Origin of the sequence: Paenibacillus sp. ICGEB2008 (assembly GCF_000307675.1) — a bacterium.
Lineage (GTDB): Bacteria > Bacillota > Bacilli > Paenibacillales > Paenibacillaceae > Paenibacillus > Paenibacillus polymyxa.
Genome location: NZ_AMQU01000033.1, coordinates 1 through 16,461, shown reverse-complemented (window position 1 = coordinate 16,461; position 16,461 = coordinate 1). Strand labels below are relative to the sequence as shown.

The window sequence follows — 16,461 nt, the reverse complement described above, 5'->3', positions numbered from 1 at the left end:
AATCCATTTTCTTTAATTGTAATTAGGAAGATTCAATTGTGATATAGATTGAGTCTCGAATAATATGCATTGTGCCAAGCACCAGAGCAGTTAACGTTATAATCATCATAACGATAACTGTTACTGTAATAATGATCCCTTTATATTTTTTTATCGTCTCATCGAAGTCTTTTTTTGATTTGATTACCTTTTTTATTTTGTTCTTTGAATACTTCATATGCTCACATCTTTCCTTGCCTAGCTATTAAACATACTAACTAGCCTATACATCACAAACAACAGTCAAAGCTTACAAAAACCTTACTTTGTTGTAAGGTATATAGAAAACAGCTCAACAGTAATATATGTATTATGCCCAAATGAAGACCTACCCTTAAAAGGGATCAAGATCATGACAGATATAACATTCTCTAAAAAAATGAGTCGGGCTCTATGACCCGACTCATTTTAGTAATCATTGATGCTATAACCCACAAAATCCGTGTTCATTCTCTTAGCTTCGCTGTCTCATCGCCTCGAATAATAACACCGTAGAGGCCATGGCTGCATTCAGTGACTCTGCTTGTCCCTGCATTGGAATGAATACTGATTCATCCACCATACTAGCGGTAGCAGCAGAAATACCTTGGCCCTCGTTGCCAATCACGAGCCAGGTGGATACACGCAAATCCACAGCATAGCATGACAAGCTTGCATCCAGCGAGGTGCTGAGCAAGCGGGCCCCTTTGCTTTTGGCCTGCGGCAAAAGCTCCTCCAGACTGCCTTCGATCACCGGCAGATGAAATAACGATCCCATCGTGGAACGGATCGTTTTGGGGTTGTACAGGTCGGCGCAGCCATGACCCAATATAACGCCTGCGGCTCCAGCAGCGTCCGCGCTGCGGATAATGGTGCCTACATTGCCGGGGTCCTGTACCCCGTCCAGCACCATCACCAGCGCATCTGGCTGCTCCAGTAATGCTGCGAATGCGCTCTGCTCCTGCTTATGCACGATAGCAAAGACAGACTGCGGCGTCTTGGTATCGGTGCATTTGGCAATGACCGCCGCCGACACGGGAATCCATTCCACCGGCTGGTCGGCTGAATCCAGACCATTCAGCTCGGCAGGAATCCCCTTGTCCAAATCATAGGCGACGCTTTCTACTGCCGCGTTCGAACGCAACGCTTCCTGCACTAGATGAATACCCTCAACAATATATTTATGCTGCCGTGTACGATGCTTTTTCTCCAGCAATTGCGACCATTCTTTTACACGCGCATTATTCGGTGAAATGATTTCCATTCGTTTAACCTTCCGTTCTATGGTCCGTTTCTTTAAAAATAAATGATGCATCACTTGTACTTGAACATTAAACCTCTCTAAGCTGCAAAAGCCAGCTCCAGCTTGGTTAGATCGTCCTTGTGACCCACAATGACCAGCACATCACCCGCTTCAAGACGATCCTCAGCATAAGGTGAAATGTTCATCTCCTGGTTTCTACGAATCGCCATTACATTGCAGCCGAAGCGTGCACGTATGTCTAGCTCCTTCAGATTTTTGCCAATCATGGAATCAGCGGCTCGCATCTCCAAAATACTGTAGTCCTTGGACAGCTCGATATAGTCCAGAATATTGGGAGATGTTAGATGATGGGCTACCCGCAGTCCCATATCCCGTTCAGGATAAACCACTTTATCCGCACCTATTTTTTGCAGCACTTTCCCGTGTAGTTCATTTTGTGCTTTGACCACAAGAGCGGGCACACCCATGTCCTTGAGAATCAATGTTGTTAGAATACTGGCTTGTATATCTTCACCAATTGCGACTACAATTACGTCAAAATTGCGGATACCCAGTGCTCGCAGTGCTTCCTCATCCGTCGAATCGGCAGACACCGCATGCGTCACAATATTCGACATTTCCTGTGTACGCTGCTCGTCCGAGTCGATAGCCAACACATCAAAACCCATCTCACTCAGCGCGCTGGCAACACTGGAGCCAAAGCGCCCCATGCCAATGACCGCATACTGTTTTTTCGCCATTCCTTCTTTACCTCCCGCTCACCATACTGTCCGTCATAGTATAGCATATCATGCTACAAACATAAATTTTGGCATCCTTATTCCAAATGCTTCTCCATGTATATTGGACCACAGCCCAAGCCATAATACATTCGATCACTATTACAACATACGGGAGGTACACATGCCCATTACAATGGATTTACGACAAGCGATTGTTCACAAAGTTCACGGCAAATCAGAGGCTGATCTTACGGATATGATTATTGGGTCAGTGGATGGACCGGAAGCCGCTTTGCCTGGATTAGGTGTCATTCTTGAAATCGCATGGAAGCATATGAGTCCAAACCAGCAGCAGGATTTCGTCCATTTGGCACACGAACAAATCGATAAAATCAAACCCGTGCCCTTAACCTAACCCTAGCGATTCAACTTCTTGTTATGCTTTAATTGTGCTCATTATTATTACCCGTATTCGAAAATGAGAATAGTCCACTCGCATTCATGTCGAGTGGACTATTCGTGGTATATATCAAATGACTGAAATCAGACTGTACTGCATATAAAATTTTATGGAGCCATTTCCAAAAACTTAGCGGTCGGATTTTTTTCTATAGCCGTACGCATGGCATACTCATTTTCGAACAAGGCTACATAATTGCCTTTCTTATCTTTTACCAGCGTAGAGTTGATACGGAACTTGCTCGGATCAATCTGCTCATCCACAATCCAACGTGCAAATTGGAACGGCATACGTTGAAGCTGTACATCTACCCCATATTCACCCTTCATGCGGTATTCAAATACTTCAAATTGCAGTTGGCCGACTACACCTAGTAGCGTATCATCAAAGCTTACCGTACGGAACACCTGAATCATACCTTCTTCGGTTAACTGGTCGATACCTTTCAGATACTGCTTGTGCTTCAAAGCATTTTTTACAGTAACCTTGGCAAAAATCTCAGGTGAGAAGGTCGGCAGTTCATCAAATACAACCTCGCCACCTTGACTCAGTGAATCGCCAATGCGGAAAATACCTGGGTCAAACAAGCCTATAATATCCCCAGGGAATGCTTCTTCGACAATATCACGGTCCTGTGCCAAGAACTGCTGTGGTTGGGACAGCTTAATCTCCTTACCCATTCGAACATGTTTAACACTCATCCCGCGTTGGAACTTACCAGACACGATACGCAAAAATGCAATACGGTCACGGTGAGCCGGGTTCATATTGGCCTGAATTTTAAATACATAGCCAGTAAACTTCTCGTTCGTTGGCTGAATTTCTCCAACTGTACTGTGGCGCGGTTCCGGCTTAGGAGCAAGCTGAAGGAAGTTTTCCAAAAATGTTTGCACACCAAAATTATTAATCGCACTTCCAAAGAATATAGGCGTTAATTCTCCACGCTGTACTTTTTCCATATCAAAAGGGTCACCTGCGACATCAAGCAACTCTAAATCTTGGCATAATTGGTCGTGCAAATATTCGCCCGCCATCTCGCGAATAATCGGATCATTGTAACCTTCCACTTTTTGTACTTTGATCGTGGAATGGTCATCTCCCTGAAACAACTCAACCTGATTTTTGACACGGTCATAAACACCGCACAGATCACGCCCTGTACCAATCGGCCAGTTCATCGGTACCGAACGGATACCAAGCACCTGTTCCAGCTCTTCCATCAGATCAAAGGGACTGCGTCCCTCACGGTCCAGCTTATTAATGAAGGTAAATATCGGTATTCCGCGCTTCGCACAAACCTGGAACAGCTTGATCGTTTGCGCTTCCACACCTTTCGCTACGTCAATCAGCATGACCGCACTATCTGCAGCTGTTAATGTGCGATATGTGTCTTCACTAAAATCCTGGTGACCTGGGGTATCCAGAATATTAACGCGATGCCCATTATAATCAAATTGCATTACTGAGGATGTTACCGAAATCCCCCGCTGTTTTTCAATCTCCATCCAGTCACTCGTCGCATGCTTACTAGCTTTACGAGCTTTGACTGTACCTGCAAGACGAATAGCGCCCCCGAACAGCAGCAACTTTTCCGTCAGTGTCGTTTTACCCGCATCCGGGTGAGAAATAATCGCAAACGTACGCCGTTTGTCGACTTCCTGTTGAAGTATATCTGTTGTTTTACTCATTTCACATATCCCTTCATGATCAAATCCATTGCATTTCTGCTCAAGCTATTCATAAAAAGGCCATGATGCACGCCTATGTTCATAAGTTCATCGGCTCATTGCCGTTAGCTCCAGTATTCGGCATACTCCGTTACCATATTCATGATAAATACGATCTATTTACATGTTTTAGCCTGCCTTTAACGTATAATCAGTTGCAAACTGAAAACCTGAGACTAAGCTATTATAGCATACTCCGAACGCAAAGCATCCCCTTACATCCTGAACAGGACATAGGGGGATGCTGGACAAATCGGGATTACTGAGTGCCGCCTAATCGCCAGATGACATTATCTTCATCCTGACCGCTAACCGGCCACCACTTGTAGCCATCCTGCTCCAACAGCTTGTGAGCACCATCAGGTCCCCATGAGCCTGCAGCATAGGTTTCCAGTGTATCCGGGGTTTGCTGCCATGCTTTGGCGATTCGATCAACGAATCCCCACGCTGTAGCCACCTCATCCCAGCGCGTGAAGTATGTCGAATCACCCTCGATCGCATCCATCAGCAACCGTTCATACGCCTCCGGTGAGTTGATCCCCACCATACAGCTTTGGCAAAAATCCATAGCCAGCGGCTCAATATCTGATTCCGAACCGGGTTTCTTGGCATTAATTTTAATGTAAATGCCCTCCATTGGATTGACCCGAATGACGAGCAAGTTTGGTTCCAGCTTATGCTTTTGACCGAGATATACATTGGTTGGCATGCTCTTAAATTCCACAACGATCTCCGTAGTTTTTACAGGGAGACGTTTGCCTGTACGAATGTAGAACGGTACACCAGCCCAACGGAAATTATCTACAAACACACGTGAAGCAAAATAAGTCTCTGTATTCGATTGTGGATCAACCTTGTCTTCTTGACGATACCCTGGCAACTGCTGACCTCGGTAACTGCCTTCAGTATATTGACCACGTACCACGTTGGTCTTCACATCCTCAGACGATTCAAAAGGTCGTAGTGAACGCAGCACTTTTACCTTTTCATCACGGATATCCTCTGGCAATAAACGACTAGGTGGTTCCATCGCGATCATCGTAAGCATTTGCAGCATATGGTTCTGTCCCATATCACGCAAGGCACCGGAATGATCATAATAACCTCCGCGTTCCTCTACCCCTACCGTTTCACTCAGCGTAATTTGCACATTGGCAATATGCTTGTTATTCCATAGTGGTTCAAAAAAAGCGTTAGCGAAGCGGATCACCTCGATATTTTGTACCATTTCCTTACCAAGATAGTGATCAATCCGATAAATTTCTTCTTCGGCAAATACTTCACGAATTTCAATGTTCAGTTCTTGTGCAGATTCGAGGTTGTAGCCGAAAGGCTTCTCTATAACCAGACGATTCCAGCCCTTGCCGTCCAACATGCCGCCCTCTTTCAAGCTCTTCGACACACTTCCGAATAATTCAGGAGCCAAGGCCAAATAAAACAGCCGATTTCCCGGTATGTTAAACTTACCTTCTATAGCCTCCGTCTGCTGTCTCAGCTCATGAAACCCATCGACATTGTTGATATCCAGCGATTTATATTCAAAATGCTCGGCAAATGCCTGCCATTCTTGATCATTTTCTGCTTTATAGCGACTAAACTCCTGTATGGAAGCGTACAGGTCATTACGGAATTCTGCTTCCGTGCGAGGACGTCTTGCTACACCAATTACAGCAAAATCTTCAGCAAGCTTGCCTTCGCGGTACAAGCTGTAGATAGCAGGAAATAACTTGCGGCGAGCCAAATCGCCCGTAGCACCAAAAATAAACAGAACTGCACCTTGTGTCACAAGAGATTCTTTAACAGGTATGTCAGCCATGAAGTACCTCATTCTTCCCATGTCAAGATTCCGCAATCCACAATCCTCGAAATCCGCATGTAGTATTGTGTATATTTATACAAGATCATACTTGATTTTCGAAAAACATGGAACTAAAGATTTGATGACATTTTAACATATTCTACATGGATAAGCTATCCGATGAATCATAAATTCACCTTATAAGTCAGTATTCAATTGTGATAAGCGGAAAACCGAGTGTTATACGTTTATTCTGCTGCGCTCTATTTTCATGTACCGCCATCTGCATCTGGACTTGATGCTCACCGCTTTGCACCATTAATGGCAGTTCTGGAGCTTCATAAGATACAGCTACTGTGGTTGCATCTGTGTATCTCTCTTTAGCCTGCATGGAGATGGTCCCCGCTAAGCTCGCTTCTGTTTGTTTCATCAGTTGATCCACGCTTTCCTTTGCTTGCAGCGAACGCTGAACGGAGGTGTTCCACTGCGCTTGAACCCCTATAGAATTTAATTGCTCAGCACAAAGCTTATGAAGCTGAATCAATTGCTCACGTCCTGTGTCACTGCTTTCCAGCTGAACGACTACATACCATTGTCCAGTTTGACGTTCCATCACATTTAAACGAATTTTCAAATCCTCACGATCACGAACAGAACGATAAAGTGTATGTCCATTTTCCACGAGTTTACTTGCTGTGGGTATATTCAGTTGATCAGCTATCTGTGCTGCTATATCTGCCGGATCTTCATGATTAGGAATCCAATCGCCTTGCCATTTTACAACTAGCTTATCCAGTGTACCCGGGGTTTGATCCGATAGGAATAACAACGAGCGTAAAGCCGTTTCTGCCTCGCGGGAATCAGTTCCGTTGGCCTGAAAAGTTCCGTAACGCCAGCCAGCCAGTACCAACACCGTTCCTAATACCAAAATCGCAATAACTCCCTTTTTAATCATCTCTGCTTTTAACATGGGCGTTCCTTCCCCTCCATAACCATACGTTCTCCGCATATCCACGATAGAATGCTTCTTTTTTTCGGCTCGATTGAAATCTATGAATCTATCAATAGCATGCCCGTTGCCAGAGGTTTTATACGCAGAGGAAGTCAGCACAACCGTTCAGAAATATTCATTCGCCTACTGGGTGTTCGACCATACACCGTAGGCACGATAAGAATAGACTATAATCACAACGCATCTTACACCAAAAGAGGTGAAATCATGTTTCCCATTTATCCAGTAAATGAAGCCAGTGCGGCACCTCATGGCGGACGGATGGTCTGTGCCGTCATGCGTGATGGTACACGACACATCGGCATCTTAAGCGGGTGTAGCAAAGGCAAGCTGATGTTGAACGGATATCCATCCTCCTTTCCTGGTAGTCTCTATGCCGGAAGCTACAGTAACAAAGGAAAACAAAAAGCTAAAAAAATCTCCTCTAAAAAGAAAAAAAGGAATTCCAAAAACAAAGCTCGCCCTTCTGCCAAGCTAAATGCCTTTAATAGACCGCCCGACGAACTTCTAAATCCATACTTTCCTTATAACGTAGGCGAATTTGGCTCAAACGGAAATGGAAATTATGCAAATGGCAGAGCAGGCTATCGCGGCAGATATGGATACGGGGGAGGGCTTGCACTAGATCTGGCCTTAATCGCCTTTCTATTCCTCCTTATCTAAACGCCGTATTTCAGAACACAAAAAAACCGGAGGACCATTCATCGCCTCCGGTTCTTTGTATTTGTCGTTTTATAATCTACTCTGCTAAGCCGTTCTTATAGGCATAGATTGCCGCCTGTGTGCGGTCCTCCACTCCTAATTTGGCGAGAAGGTTCGTGACATGGAATTTTACCGTCTTAATCCCGATAATCAGTTCATCTGCGATATCCTGGTTAGACTTCCCTTGTGCCAACAAGCGAAGAACCTCCATCTCACGATCTGTTAGCTCTGTATGCGCGGGCGCTTCAGCCTGTGGCTGGCGGAATCGATTCATCATCTTAGAGGCCACCTGTGACTCGAGTACGGACTGTCCGCGTGCAGCTGCACGGATCGCATCCGCAATCTCGGAAGCACGAGACGTTTTGAGCAAATAACTGAATGCACCTGCCTCAATGACCGGGTACATTTTCTCATCATCCAAATAACTCGTCAGTACAATCACCTTTGTCTCTGGAAGCAGGCGTGTCACTTGGCGTGTCGTTTCAATACCATCCATGCCATCCATGACCAAATCCATTAAAATCACATTTGGCTTGTATTCTGATGCTAACCGTATGCCTTCTTCTCCGCTTCCAGCCTCGCCGACCACTTCAATCCCTTCTTCTGTCCCCAGCACTGCCGCAAGCCCGATCCGCACCATTTCATGGTCGTCTACCAGCAGCACGCTAATCGGTAATTCCGTTTCCATGATCATCGTTCCTTCCGCTTTCATCATAAATAACTGGCACAGACACCTCGATCCGTGTCCCTTTTCCCGGAGCCGTTATATACTGAATAGCTCCCCCAATTTCACTAACCCGCTCCTGCATGGTGGATAATCCATATGATGTCTGCTTTTTCTCATCCATTTCAAAACCAATACCATTATCCCGAATCGTCAGCCTAATGGAATCCGGGCGCTGCACGATACGAATTTCCATACGAGTTGCTTTAGCATGGCGCAATGTATTAGACATCGCTTCCTGAACAATGCGAAACAAGTGATTCTCAATGCCTTTAACCAACTGTACTCCGCTTTCCATCTCAAAATCAATCTCCATTGGTACTTTTGCCTGTAATTCCTGTACCAAATCACGCAAACCCTGCTCAAGCCGTTTTCCTTCCAGATAGACAGGCCGTAGATGAAGGAGTAACGCCCGCATTTCAGATTGTGCCACGGAAGACATTTCTTCAATTAATGCAACTTGACGCTGCGCTTTATCAAAATCCTTGTCCAGTGTCCTGCCCACAGCCGTTGCGGTCATTGAAATAGCAAATAATTGCTGCGATACTGCATCATGCAACTCTCTGGCCAGCCGCTGCCGTTCCTCTACGATCGCAGTCATTCGTGCCTGTTCTGCCAGCTGAGCATTATCTGTAGATAAGCGTTGTAAAGACGTAACTTGTTCCTGCCATTTACGCCCGATTCGTTCCAACTGCTCTCCTAGCCTGCCAAGCTCATCATGCCCTAGGGGTGGCAACTCACGTGCAGGGGTGCCCTTTTCCCACATTAGCAATGTCTCTCTTAACATTTCCAGTCTGCTTTTAAAGCGATAACTTTCATAAAATCCGTACATTGCGCCTGTACCAATCAACACCAGTATAACGGCTCCTGCTACTTTCAGTATCATTCCCCAGGTTGGGAACGACTTCACATATCCATATGTATACAGCATATAAAAGACAACTACGCCCACAACAACACACAGGAGGATACCTTCACCCATACTGCGGGTTACCATGTTGGACGTTTTTTTATGATTCATCCCGGTTCCTCCTGATTCAATAAAATCGAATGCGGACATCGCCCGCCAGGTACGAAACGACAAACTTCACTTTATATTCACTCTGCTCAAAATGAGGAGACTTCCACACCAGTCGGTTGAGCATCCCCGCCTCATGATCTCGGTCGAACTGAATCTGCCCGAACAATACGAACATCTCCACCTCTACACCGTAATTATCCGGCAGCGTGATGTCAATGTCACCGAAGATCCCCTGTAAAAATATGACGGGCTCACGTTCCTCTGGAAGAGCCAGCGTCAGGTCAGCATCCACATCCCCAACCACATGCCATATACTTGTGCTGCGCAAGCTCCACGGCACTTCATCCCATTTGTGATTGGATATGAAATTGTGTTTGAATATGGAGCTTTGACCTTTATGCAGCTTCCTGGAACGTGAATAGAACACAGCCAGCGAAGCCAATGTGATCACCACAAACAAGAACAAATGATCCAGCACCAGCAGACCAGCACCGATGGCAAGCATCGTATAGCCCTTTTTGATTTTAGAATTGCGAATCTTATATATTCCCGCCAACATTAGGATCAGTGCAAACACGGAGAGGAACCCAATCCACTGACCGAATAAAATAATAATCCCGATGCCAATCCCTGCCAGTGCCAAGGCTGATTTTCTTCTCTCCATGCTGCACCCCCTTTTTTGCTTATACAGGAAGGAAAAGCCATAGTGGCGCAATTTATGGCCATATGGCTTCCCGAACCATACAGATTGAGCACTGTTATTGGTCAGTGTCCATCTATACAGCATATCATAATGTTTGGGTTCCGAGTAGTTAGTCCTTCTTCATATCTACAGGTTTAGCACCTGTCTGAATTTTGGACTTCAATTGTTGAAGCTGCTCATCCACTTTAAATTGTTTTTCAGCTTCTGCGGGATTAACATATGCCTCTCCCGGTGCTTGACGATAAGGGGCACGCAGTACGTCAGCTTCCGCCTCCATTTGCATGATTTTTTCCTCCATGCGGTGGAAGCCCAGCGAAGCAGACCCGCTTTCAATCGTGTGCAAGCTATTGATTTGCGACATTTGCTTTTTGGCTTTTGCCATTTGAGCACGGGATACCAGCTCATTACGCTTATTGCGCATTTTGTAGAATTCATCCTTCATTCCATGAAGCTGCTGTACCAGTTCTTTCGCTTGAAGCTCAGCTTGAGTGTGCAAGTCACGGTATTCATCCTGCTTTTGCACAAAATAAATCTTCTCGCCCAGCAGCTTGCGGGCTACTTCTTCCTGACCATTTCGCAATGCAGATTCGGCCTGCTTTTCGCGCTCATTGGATACACGTACAGCCTCCTCCAAGCGCTGTTTCATACGACGCTCATTTGCCATTTGCTTGGCGACTGTTACCTCAGCCTCGTGAATTTCTGCCTCCATATCACGCAAGTACTGATTTAACATGATAATCGGATCTTCAACTTTATCCAACATTTCATTCACCGATGCTCTTGTCATATCCTTCATTCTTTTAAAGATTCCCATTATTTACGTTCTCCCTTCTCGAATTGCTCCACTTTTTTACGTAACTCTTCCAGTTCCTTTTTCATTGCTTTTTTCTCGATATCTTCCATCATGGAATCCAGATCACTGTTGTGTCCTGCATTAAATTTGGATGAATAGCGGGCATCCTGACCAAACGGGTTCGAGTTGCCGTATGCTCCGCCTTGATTGTAACCAGTTCCTTGTCCGTACTGTGTTCTAGTATTACTACCGCCATAATAGCGCGGATCTTGCTGGGTATAGGGACCGCTATCTGGACCGAATCCTCCATCGTAAGGAGATCTTGGTTCCTTGGAAATAACCAACGCTGCAATCACATAAATCATAAATGTGGTGCCTGCTGTAATAAAGAAACTGATCACAACCAGAATACGTATCCAAGTTGAGTCCATTCCTGTTGCGTCAGAAAGACCGCCACATACTCCAGTTAATACTCTATCCCGGCTTGATCGGTAAATTCGGGTCATAATTTACTTACTCCTTCCCGCTGTTGTTCAGCTTGCTTTTCAATCTCGCCCACTCTTGTTCGAGCAGCGATCCACCGCTGTGAGCATCCCTTGTATACTCCTCACCCCGACGCAATTCACGCAGACTCATCGTTTCTGCTTCCATATCGGCTACCCGGTCTTCCAAGCGGTTGAACATTCGGGGAACATTTCGTCCACCGTATGTACCTGCCCGTTCGTTCATTTGCTGCTGGAGTCTCAACGTTTGTACACGTGCAGCGTAATACTGACGCTTACTGTGTACCGTTTGGTATTCTGTCTTTAATGAATCCAGCTGTTGCTCCAATTCACGTAATGATTCACGGCTCTGCTCCCACAGTTCTCTATACTGCTCTTCTTTTTCTGCATACAGCATTTTTTCCTGAAGGGCTAGCTTTGCGACGTGTTCTTCATCTGCTTTCAAAGCCAGAAGCGCTTGTTCCTCCCGTTTGGCCTGCATGGACAATGCATGATCCAACTGCTGCTTCATTTGTCTTGTATGCACTGCATACTGCTGATGAAGCTTTTCCGCTTCGGCGATTTCCTGACGGGTATTATATAGAAACTGGTCAATGAGTTGTACCGGATCTTGACTTTGTTCCAAATGCTCATTGAAGGTTGCTACCGTAATATCACGCATTCTTCGAAAAACACTCATTGGCGTCTACTCCTTTCACAAGTTCGTATTTTCATCATTTCTTGCTCTTTGCTTTCGTACATTTTTCTTCATCCTCAAACTGTCACATTCAGTAGCGTCTTCTACGGTCACTCAGCATGGATACACCAAATATGATTAATCCGATTGCCAGCAGTGGTCCAATAAGCCAGGACAGCTTGCCCAGTAAAATCAGTACCCCGAGCACAAGCACGATCCAACCGAAGAGCGCATTTCCTCTTTTCACACCGTAGTACCCCAGCATAATCATCGCTATCGGAATTAAGTAACCAATCAGATGTCCTACAAAGTGACCGAAAAACGGAGTAAACTTACCGAGCAGCATAATCGAACCCAACACGATCAGTACAATGGCTAACCCATTCCCTTTGTTAACTCTCATCATCTCTCACCGCCTTTCACTGTGTCTTGCTTATGTCCTTATTGTACGCTGACCTAACGTTTGACAAAACGGACCCCAGACGGTTTTTGAACCTAGACCTAAGTCGGGGGTGAATATAGACCTGCGGCTAACCACTTCTACGCTGCTCTGCTGCAAGGGTTGTTGAGTGTCGCTTTCCTGCATGCTTAGAGCGTAGTGAAAGGACGAGACAAGCAAATAAGGCTACCGCTGCCACCATATAAGGCAAATTAATATGAACATCAAACAGCAGTCCTGCAACTAACGGTCCAATTACATTCCCCAAGCTCGTATAGGACGAGTTCATACCCGCTACAAACCCTTGCTCATCCCCAGCCTGCCGCGATAGAGAAGTGCTTACTGCTGGGCGAAGGATATCCATAGCCAGAAAAATGATAAAAGTCGTCAGCATAATCATCACGTACTGCTCGGCAAATAAAGTTAGGAAAATAAACAGTCCTCCAATAGCCAAGCAAAGGTGAATTACTTTTTTCTCACCAAAACGGTTAATGATCCAACCAAATATAGTTGCTTGAACAACTGCCCCCAAAATAGATCCTGTCGTTATAATGATGGCAATATCCATCGGTGTAAAACCATATTTATGGTCAACAAACAGTCCAAATACCGTTTCAAAATTCGCCAATCCAAAAGCAACGACAAATACAATGAGCAAGCCCATGAAATACGGAGATTGATAGGACTTGGCAAATTGCTGTAAAAGGTTTTCTTTTTCACGCGGAAGCTCTCTATTGTACTGTTGTTTTTCCTTGCTCAAAGACTCAGGCAGCACGAACAGAGACAAAATAGCCGCTATTCCTGCAGCACCTGCCGCCGCAAAGAAGGGAATACGTATTCCATAGGCTGCAAGCAAACCGCCAATCCCTGGCCCGATTATGAAGCCTGTGTTAATCGCTGCATTAATCATGCCCATACCCTTGCCTCTTTCCTCAAATGAGGTCACATCAGCGACGTAGGCCATTATAGAGGGAGTAAGCAACGCAGCCCCTACCCCGCCCATGATTCGTGCAACAAACAAGGTAGGAACGGAACCCGCCAATCCAAAAACAAGCTCTGACAGCATGAAAATAAACATCCCAGAAACAATCAACTTTTTACGTCCATAACGGTCAGACAACTTTCCTGACAAAGGTGATAATAAGAGCTGTGTCAGCGCAAAGGCTGCAACCATTAGTCCCATTGAAGAACCGTTCATCCCTAGCTCACTTATAAATTTAGGTAAAACAGGAACGACTAATCCAATCCCCATGAATGCTAAAAAAATGTTAAGCATCAATAACAGCATTGCTCCCCGATTTCTTGTCAGTATAGACATATTTCCACCCTTCCTTTTCAGAACCCCTTTTATTTATCAGTAATAAATTTCAATATTCCAACTTCAAAAACAAAAAAACTTTAATTGTTTTATTAGTTTTCACATAAAAAAATAGCCTCTTTTAATAGGCACATATTATTAGGCTATTTTTGTTTTTCGACTAACCCAAATAACAATATATTTACAATGGAATAAGTTGCTTCCTCTACCGTCACACTGTTATCCAGAAAGAAACGCTGATCAAGCGTTAAATTCACTGAATCAATAATTAGCTTCATGATTAGAGCCTCATTTTTATTCACAATAATTCCTTCTCGAATACCTTCCTGAATTAATGTTCTGATCGGAGACCAATCATTTAAATCAGCATGTACTCTTTTCCATTGCTCAGGATAATACTTTTTCATCTGATCCAAAATTCTTAAATCATAAAACTTATAATACAGCGGCATAACCCTAATCGACTGCTTAATCTTTTCTAACAAAGATAATTCATTGTTTTGGATAATTTGCTCCGTCTTTTGAATCATATCATCATTTGTACGCTCAATAAGTGTCTCTAAAATAAGCGTCTTAGACGAAAAATTTTCATACAACGTACGCTTACTGATGGCAAGTCTTTTCGCAAGATCATCCATAGTAAATTTCAATCCATTCTCATGAACTTCCTCTACAAAAGCTTCCAAAATTCTTTCTTGCATATGCATTCCTCATTTCTTTTACACTTAATAAACTATAAATGTTTTTCTAGTACCACCATCCTACAACAACATCAAAGTCACAGTCAAATATAAACCTAATTAAAAAGAATCTCTGCAAAGTTCTTATCTTCCACTCATCTGGATTCAAGTTAATCTTGTTGCCAAAATTATGGAATACGAATAATAAAAAAGGATGATAAAATGCACTAAAGCATTTTATCATCCTTTTTTATATACCGGCGAGAGGACTCGAACCTCCACGGTTTCCCACTCGATTTTGAGTCGAGCGCGTCTGCCATTCCGCCACGCCGGCATATTTAATTATGGAGGCGCCACCCAGATTTGAACTGGGGAATAAAGCTTTTGCAGAGCTTTGCCTTACCACTTGGCTATGGCGCCAGAGTATAACAAAGCGGACGACGGGAATCGAACCCGCGACCCTCGCCTTGGCAAGGCGATGCTCTACCGCTGAGCCACGTCCGCATAATATGGCTGGGGATATAGGATTTGAACCTATGCATGACGGAGTCAAAGTCCGTTGCCTTACCGCTTGGCTAATCCCCAATAAGAAAGGGCGGCCGATGGGGCTTGAACCCACGAATGCCGGAGTCACAGTCCGGTGCGTTAACCACTTCGCCACGACCGCCACAGGAAAAGAAGTAATTGGCAGGGGCAGCAGGAATTGAACCCACACCAACGGTTTTGGAGACCGTTGTTCTACCTTTAAACTATGCCCCTATAAAACTGGTGGAGGATGATGGATTCGAACCACCGAACCCGTAAGGGAGCAGATTTACAGTCTGATGCGTTTGGCCACTTCGCTAATCCTCCAAAATGGTGCCGGCGAGAGGACTTGAACCCCCAACCTACTGATTACAAGTCAGTTGCTCTACCAATTGAGCTACACCGGCACAAAAACTATTCAATTAAAAGTGGCTCGGGACGGAATCGAACCGCCGACACGAGGATTTTCAGTCCTCTGCTCTACCGACTGAGCTACCGAGCCTTACAATAAGACTCTTTACCAAGCAATGTATTACTAATGGCGGAACTGACGGGATTCGAACCCGCGATCTCCTGCGTGACAGGCAGGCATGTTAGGCCTCTACACCACAGTTCCATAATAGATTTAAATTGGTTGCGGGGGCAGGATTTGAACCTGCGACCTTCGGGTTATGAGCCCGACGAGCTACCGAACTGCTCCACCCCGCGACAGTAATAAGTATTTACTTTTTAAATGGTGGAGGCTGAGGGGATCGAACCCCCGACCCTCTGCTTGTAAGGCAGATGCTCTCCCAGCTGAGCTAAGCCTCCTCAACAGAACACTTTTCATATTATACCACAACAAACTTTTTATTGCAACCTTTTGTGATTATTTTTTTATGACCCGTAGGGGATTCGAACCCCTGTTACCTCCGTGAAAGGGAGGTGTCTTAACCCCTTGACCAACGGGCCATACTATAAAATAATTCTGGCGGAGAGAGAGGGATTCGAACCCTCGAGACGCTTTTGGCGCCTACACGATTTCCAATCGTGCTCCTTCGGCCAACTCGGACACCTCTCCATATGGCTCCCCGAACAGGACTCGAACCTGTGACAACTCGATTAACAGTCGAGTGCTCTACCAACTGAGCTATCAGGGAATATTAACATTTGTTTCAAGGTTACACCTTGAAAACTGGATCCGAAACTCATTGCGTCTTATCTTTAGGATAAGCCCTCGACCGATTAGTATTGGTCAGCTCCATGCATTACTGCACTTCCACCCCCAACCTATCTACCTCGTCGTCTTCAAGGGGTCTTACATACTGGGAAATCTCATCTTGAGGGGGGCTTCACGCTTAGATGCTTTCAGCGCTTATCCCTTCCGTACATAGCTA

15 protein-coding genes, 15 tRNA genes, 1 rRNA gene and 1 pseudogene are annotated in these 16,461 nt (G+C 45.0%); 2 read left to right on the top strand and 30 right to left on the bottom strand.

The features are described 5' to 3' along the window. Positions 1-493: 493 nt before the first annotated feature. Positions 494-1,282 carry a TrmH family RNA methyltransferase gene (locus C400_RS0125285; RefSeq protein ID WP_017428661.1) on the bottom strand — a complete coding sequence of 263 codons (789 nt, stop codon included), beginning with the start codon at positions 1,280-1,282 and terminating at the stop codon, positions 494-496. A gap of 77 nt (positions 1,283-1,359) precedes the next feature. Further along, a pseudogene (locus tag C400_RS0125280) lies at positions 1,360-2,028 on the bottom strand (potassium channel family protein); the annotation flags it as partial. Between the two features lie 157 nt (positions 2,029-2,185). Here C400_RS0125280 and C400_RS0125275 point away from each other — a divergent pair. Next, the gene (locus C400_RS0125275) at positions 2,186-2,419 is read left to right on the top strand and encodes a small acid-soluble spore protein SspI (RefSeq protein ID WP_013372990.1); all 234 of its coding nucleotides are present in this window, start codon (positions 2,186-2,188) and stop codon (positions 2,417-2,419) included. Positions 2,420-2,571: 152 nt separating this feature from the next. Here C400_RS0125275 and C400_RS0125270 read toward each other — a convergent pair whose 3' ends face one another. The 3 genes from C400_RS0125270 to C400_RS0125260 all read right to left on the bottom strand — a co-directional run bounded on the left by C400_RS0125270 (position 2,572) and on the right by C400_RS0125260 (position 6,959). Next, positions 2,572-4,152 carry a peptide chain release factor 3 gene (locus C400_RS0125270; protein ID WP_017428660.1) on the bottom strand — a complete coding sequence of 527 codons (1,581 nt, stop codon included), beginning with the start codon at positions 4,150-4,152 and terminating at the stop codon, positions 2,572-2,574. A 298-nt stretch (positions 4,153-4,450) separates the two neighbouring features. Continuing rightward, a complete protein-coding gene (zwf, locus tag C400_RS0125265) occupies positions 4,451-6,007 on the bottom strand; it encodes a glucose-6-phosphate dehydrogenase (protein ID WP_017428659.1) in 1,557 nt (518 codons plus the stop codon). 187 nt (positions 6,008-6,194) lie between these two features. Further along, entirely contained in the window at positions 6,195-6,959 is a 765-nt protein-coding gene (locus tag C400_RS0125260) for a YwmB family TATA-box binding protein (RefSeq protein WP_017428658.1), read from the bottom strand. A 99-nt stretch (positions 6,960-7,058) separates the two neighbouring features. On the opposite strand from C400_RS0125260, the gene C400_RS0125255 reads away from it, so the two are divergent. Then, a complete protein-coding gene (locus C400_RS0125255; RefSeq protein ID WP_232795435.1) occupies positions 7,059-7,664 on the top strand; it encodes a hypothetical protein in 606 nt (201 codons plus the stop codon). Between the two features lie 76 nt (positions 7,665-7,740). Here C400_RS0125255 and C400_RS0125250 read toward each other — a convergent pair whose 3' ends face one another. The 25 genes from C400_RS0125250 to C400_RS0125125 form a co-directional block, all read right to left on the bottom strand. Further along, entirely contained in the window at positions 7,741-8,391 is a 651-nt protein-coding gene (locus tag C400_RS0125250; RefSeq protein WP_013372995.1) for a response regulator, read from the bottom strand. Further along, a complete protein-coding gene (locus C400_RS0125245; RefSeq protein ID WP_013372996.1) occupies positions 8,369-9,448 on the bottom strand; it encodes a sensor histidine kinase in 1,080 nt (359 codons plus the stop codon). Before C400_RS0125245 ends, C400_RS0125250 begins: the two co-directional genes overlap by 23 nt. A gap of 16 nt (positions 9,449-9,464) precedes the next feature. Beyond that, a complete protein-coding gene (gene liaF / locus C400_RS0125240; protein ID WP_016819934.1) occupies positions 9,465-10,112 on the bottom strand; it encodes a cell wall-active antibiotics response protein LiaF in 648 nt (215 codons plus the stop codon). Positions 10,113-10,260: 148 nt separating this feature from the next. Then, positions 10,261-10,965, bottom strand: a complete 705-nt coding sequence (locus C400_RS0125235; RefSeq protein ID WP_016819933.1) for a PspA/IM30 family protein — start codon at positions 10,963-10,965, stop codon at positions 10,261-10,263. Further along, a complete protein-coding gene (locus C400_RS0125230; protein ID WP_016819932.1) occupies positions 10,965-11,450 on the bottom strand; it encodes a PspC domain-containing protein in 486 nt (161 codons plus the stop codon). Before C400_RS0125230 ends, C400_RS0125235 begins: the two co-directional genes overlap by 1 nt. 7 nt (positions 11,451-11,457) lie before the next feature. Then, the gene (locus tag C400_RS0125225) at positions 11,458-12,126 is read right to left on the bottom strand and encodes a PspA/IM30 family protein (RefSeq protein WP_017428656.1); all 669 of its coding nucleotides are present in this window, start codon (positions 12,124-12,126) and stop codon (positions 11,458-11,460) included. A gap of 88 nt (positions 12,127-12,214) precedes the next feature. Continuing rightward, the gene (locus tag C400_RS0125220; protein WP_017428655.1) at positions 12,215-12,526 is read right to left on the bottom strand and encodes a LiaF transmembrane domain-containing protein; all 312 of its coding nucleotides are present in this window, start codon (positions 12,524-12,526) and stop codon (positions 12,215-12,217) included. A 127-nt stretch (positions 12,527-12,653) separates the two neighbouring features. Continuing rightward, complete coding sequence (locus C400_RS0125215) at positions 12,654-13,880, bottom strand: MFS transporter (protein ID WP_017428654.1); 1,227 nt, start codon at positions 13,878-13,880, stop codon at positions 12,654-12,656. A gap of 143 nt (positions 13,881-14,023) precedes the next feature. Continuing rightward, a complete protein-coding gene (locus C400_RS0125210) occupies positions 14,024-14,581 on the bottom strand; it encodes a TetR/AcrR family transcriptional regulator (RefSeq protein ID WP_017428653.1) in 558 nt (185 codons plus the stop codon). 234 nt (positions 14,582-14,815) lie between these two features. Next, positions 14,816-14,894 (bottom strand) — tRNA-Leu (locus C400_RS0125200). Between the two features lie 11 nt (positions 14,895-14,905). Next, positions 14,906-14,980, bottom strand: a tRNA-Cys gene (locus C400_RS0125195). Between the two features lie 12 nt (positions 14,981-14,992). Further along, positions 14,993-15,064: transfer RNA gene (locus C400_RS0125190), tRNA-Gly, on the bottom strand. 6 nt (positions 15,065-15,070) lie between these two features. Continuing rightward, positions 15,071-15,145, bottom strand: a tRNA-Gln gene (locus C400_RS0125185). A gap of 9 nt (positions 15,146-15,154) precedes the next feature. Continuing rightward, positions 15,155-15,227, bottom strand: a tRNA-His gene (locus C400_RS0125180). Between the two features lie 18 nt (positions 15,228-15,245). Beyond that, a tRNA-Trp gene (locus tag C400_RS0125175) sits at positions 15,246-15,319 on the bottom strand. Between the two features lie 7 nt (positions 15,320-15,326). Then, positions 15,327-15,412: transfer RNA gene (locus tag C400_RS0125170), tRNA-Tyr, on the bottom strand. 4 nt (positions 15,413-15,416) lie between these two features. Next, positions 15,417-15,492: transfer RNA gene (locus C400_RS0125165), tRNA-Thr, on the bottom strand. A gap of 22 nt (positions 15,493-15,514) precedes the next feature. Continuing rightward, positions 15,515-15,587, bottom strand: a tRNA-Phe gene (locus tag C400_RS0125160). Between the two features lie 37 nt (positions 15,588-15,624). Next, positions 15,625-15,701, bottom strand: a tRNA-Asp gene (locus C400_RS0125155). Positions 15,702-15,716: 15 nt separating this feature from the next. Further along, positions 15,717-15,793, bottom strand: a tRNA-Met gene (locus tag C400_RS0125150). A gap of 26 nt (positions 15,794-15,819) precedes the next feature. Then, positions 15,820-15,895 (bottom strand) — tRNA-Val (locus C400_RS0125145). Between the two features lie 69 nt (positions 15,896-15,964). Then, a tRNA-Glu gene (locus tag C400_RS0125140) sits at positions 15,965-16,036 on the bottom strand. Between the two features lie 17 nt (positions 16,037-16,053). Continuing rightward, positions 16,054-16,145: transfer RNA gene (locus C400_RS0125135), tRNA-Ser, on the bottom strand. A 3-nt stretch (positions 16,146-16,148) separates the two neighbouring features. Next, a tRNA-Asn gene (locus C400_RS0125130) sits at positions 16,149-16,224 on the bottom strand. Positions 16,225-16,289: 65 nt separating this feature from the next. After that, a 23S ribosomal RNA gene (locus C400_RS0125125) occupies positions 16,290-16,461 on the bottom strand; the annotation flags it as partial.

What these genes read in the sequence shown, in the direction of transcription:
- C400_RS0125285 (WP_017428661.1), bottom strand. Translation starts at nt 1,282, where the DNA reads ATGGAAATCATTTCACCGAATAATGCGCGTGTAAAAGAATGGTCGCAA.
- C400_RS0125275 (WP_013372990.1), top strand. Translation starts at nt 2,186, where the DNA reads ATGCCCATTACAATGGATTTACGACAAGCGATTGTTCACAAAGTTCAC.
- C400_RS0125270 (WP_017428660.1), bottom strand. Translation starts at nt 4,152, where the DNA reads ATGAGTAAAACAACAGATATACTTCAACAGGAAGTCGACAAACGGCGT.
- zwf (WP_017428659.1), bottom strand. Translation starts at nt 6,007, where the DNA reads ATGGCTGACATACCTGTTAAAGAATCTCTTGTGACACAAGGTGCAGTT.
- C400_RS0125260 (WP_017428658.1), bottom strand. Translation starts at nt 6,959, where the DNA reads ATGTTAAAAGCAGAGATGATTAAAAAGGGAGTTATTGCGATTTTGGTA.
- C400_RS0125255 (WP_232795435.1), top strand. Translation starts at nt 7,059, where the DNA reads ATGCCCGTTGCCAGAGGTTTTATACGCAGAGGAAGTCAGCACAACCGT.
- C400_RS0125250 (WP_013372995.1), bottom strand. Translation starts at nt 8,391, where the DNA reads ATGGAAACGGAATTACCGATTAGCGTGCTGCTGGTAGACGACCATGAA.
- C400_RS0125245 (WP_013372996.1), bottom strand. Translation starts at nt 9,448, where the DNA reads ATGAATCATAAAAAAACGTCCAACATGGTAACCCGCAGTATGGGTGAA.
- liaF (WP_016819934.1), bottom strand. Translation starts at nt 10,112, where the DNA reads ATGGAGAGAAGAAAATCAGCCTTGGCACTGGCAGGGATTGGCATCGGG.
- C400_RS0125235 (WP_016819933.1), bottom strand. Translation starts at nt 10,965, where the DNA reads ATGGGAATCTTTAAAAGAATGAAGGATATGACAAGAGCATCGGTGAAT.
- C400_RS0125230 (WP_016819932.1), bottom strand. Translation starts at nt 11,450, where the DNA reads ATGACCCGAATTTACCGATCAAGCCGGGATAGAGTATTAACTGGAGTA.
- C400_RS0125225 (WP_017428656.1), bottom strand. Translation starts at nt 12,126, where the DNA reads ATGAGTGTTTTTCGAAGAATGCGTGATATTACGGTAGCAACCTTCAAT.
- C400_RS0125220 (WP_017428655.1), bottom strand. Translation starts at nt 12,526, where the DNA reads ATGAGAGTTAACAAAGGGAATGGGTTAGCCATTGTACTGATCGTGTTG.
- C400_RS0125215 (WP_017428654.1), bottom strand. Translation starts at nt 13,880, where the DNA reads ATGTCTATACTGACAAGAAATCGGGGAGCAATGCTGTTATTGATGCTT.
- C400_RS0125210 (WP_017428653.1), bottom strand. Translation starts at nt 14,581, where the DNA reads ATGCAAGAAAGAATTTTGGAAGCTTTTGTAGAGGAAGTTCATGAGAAT.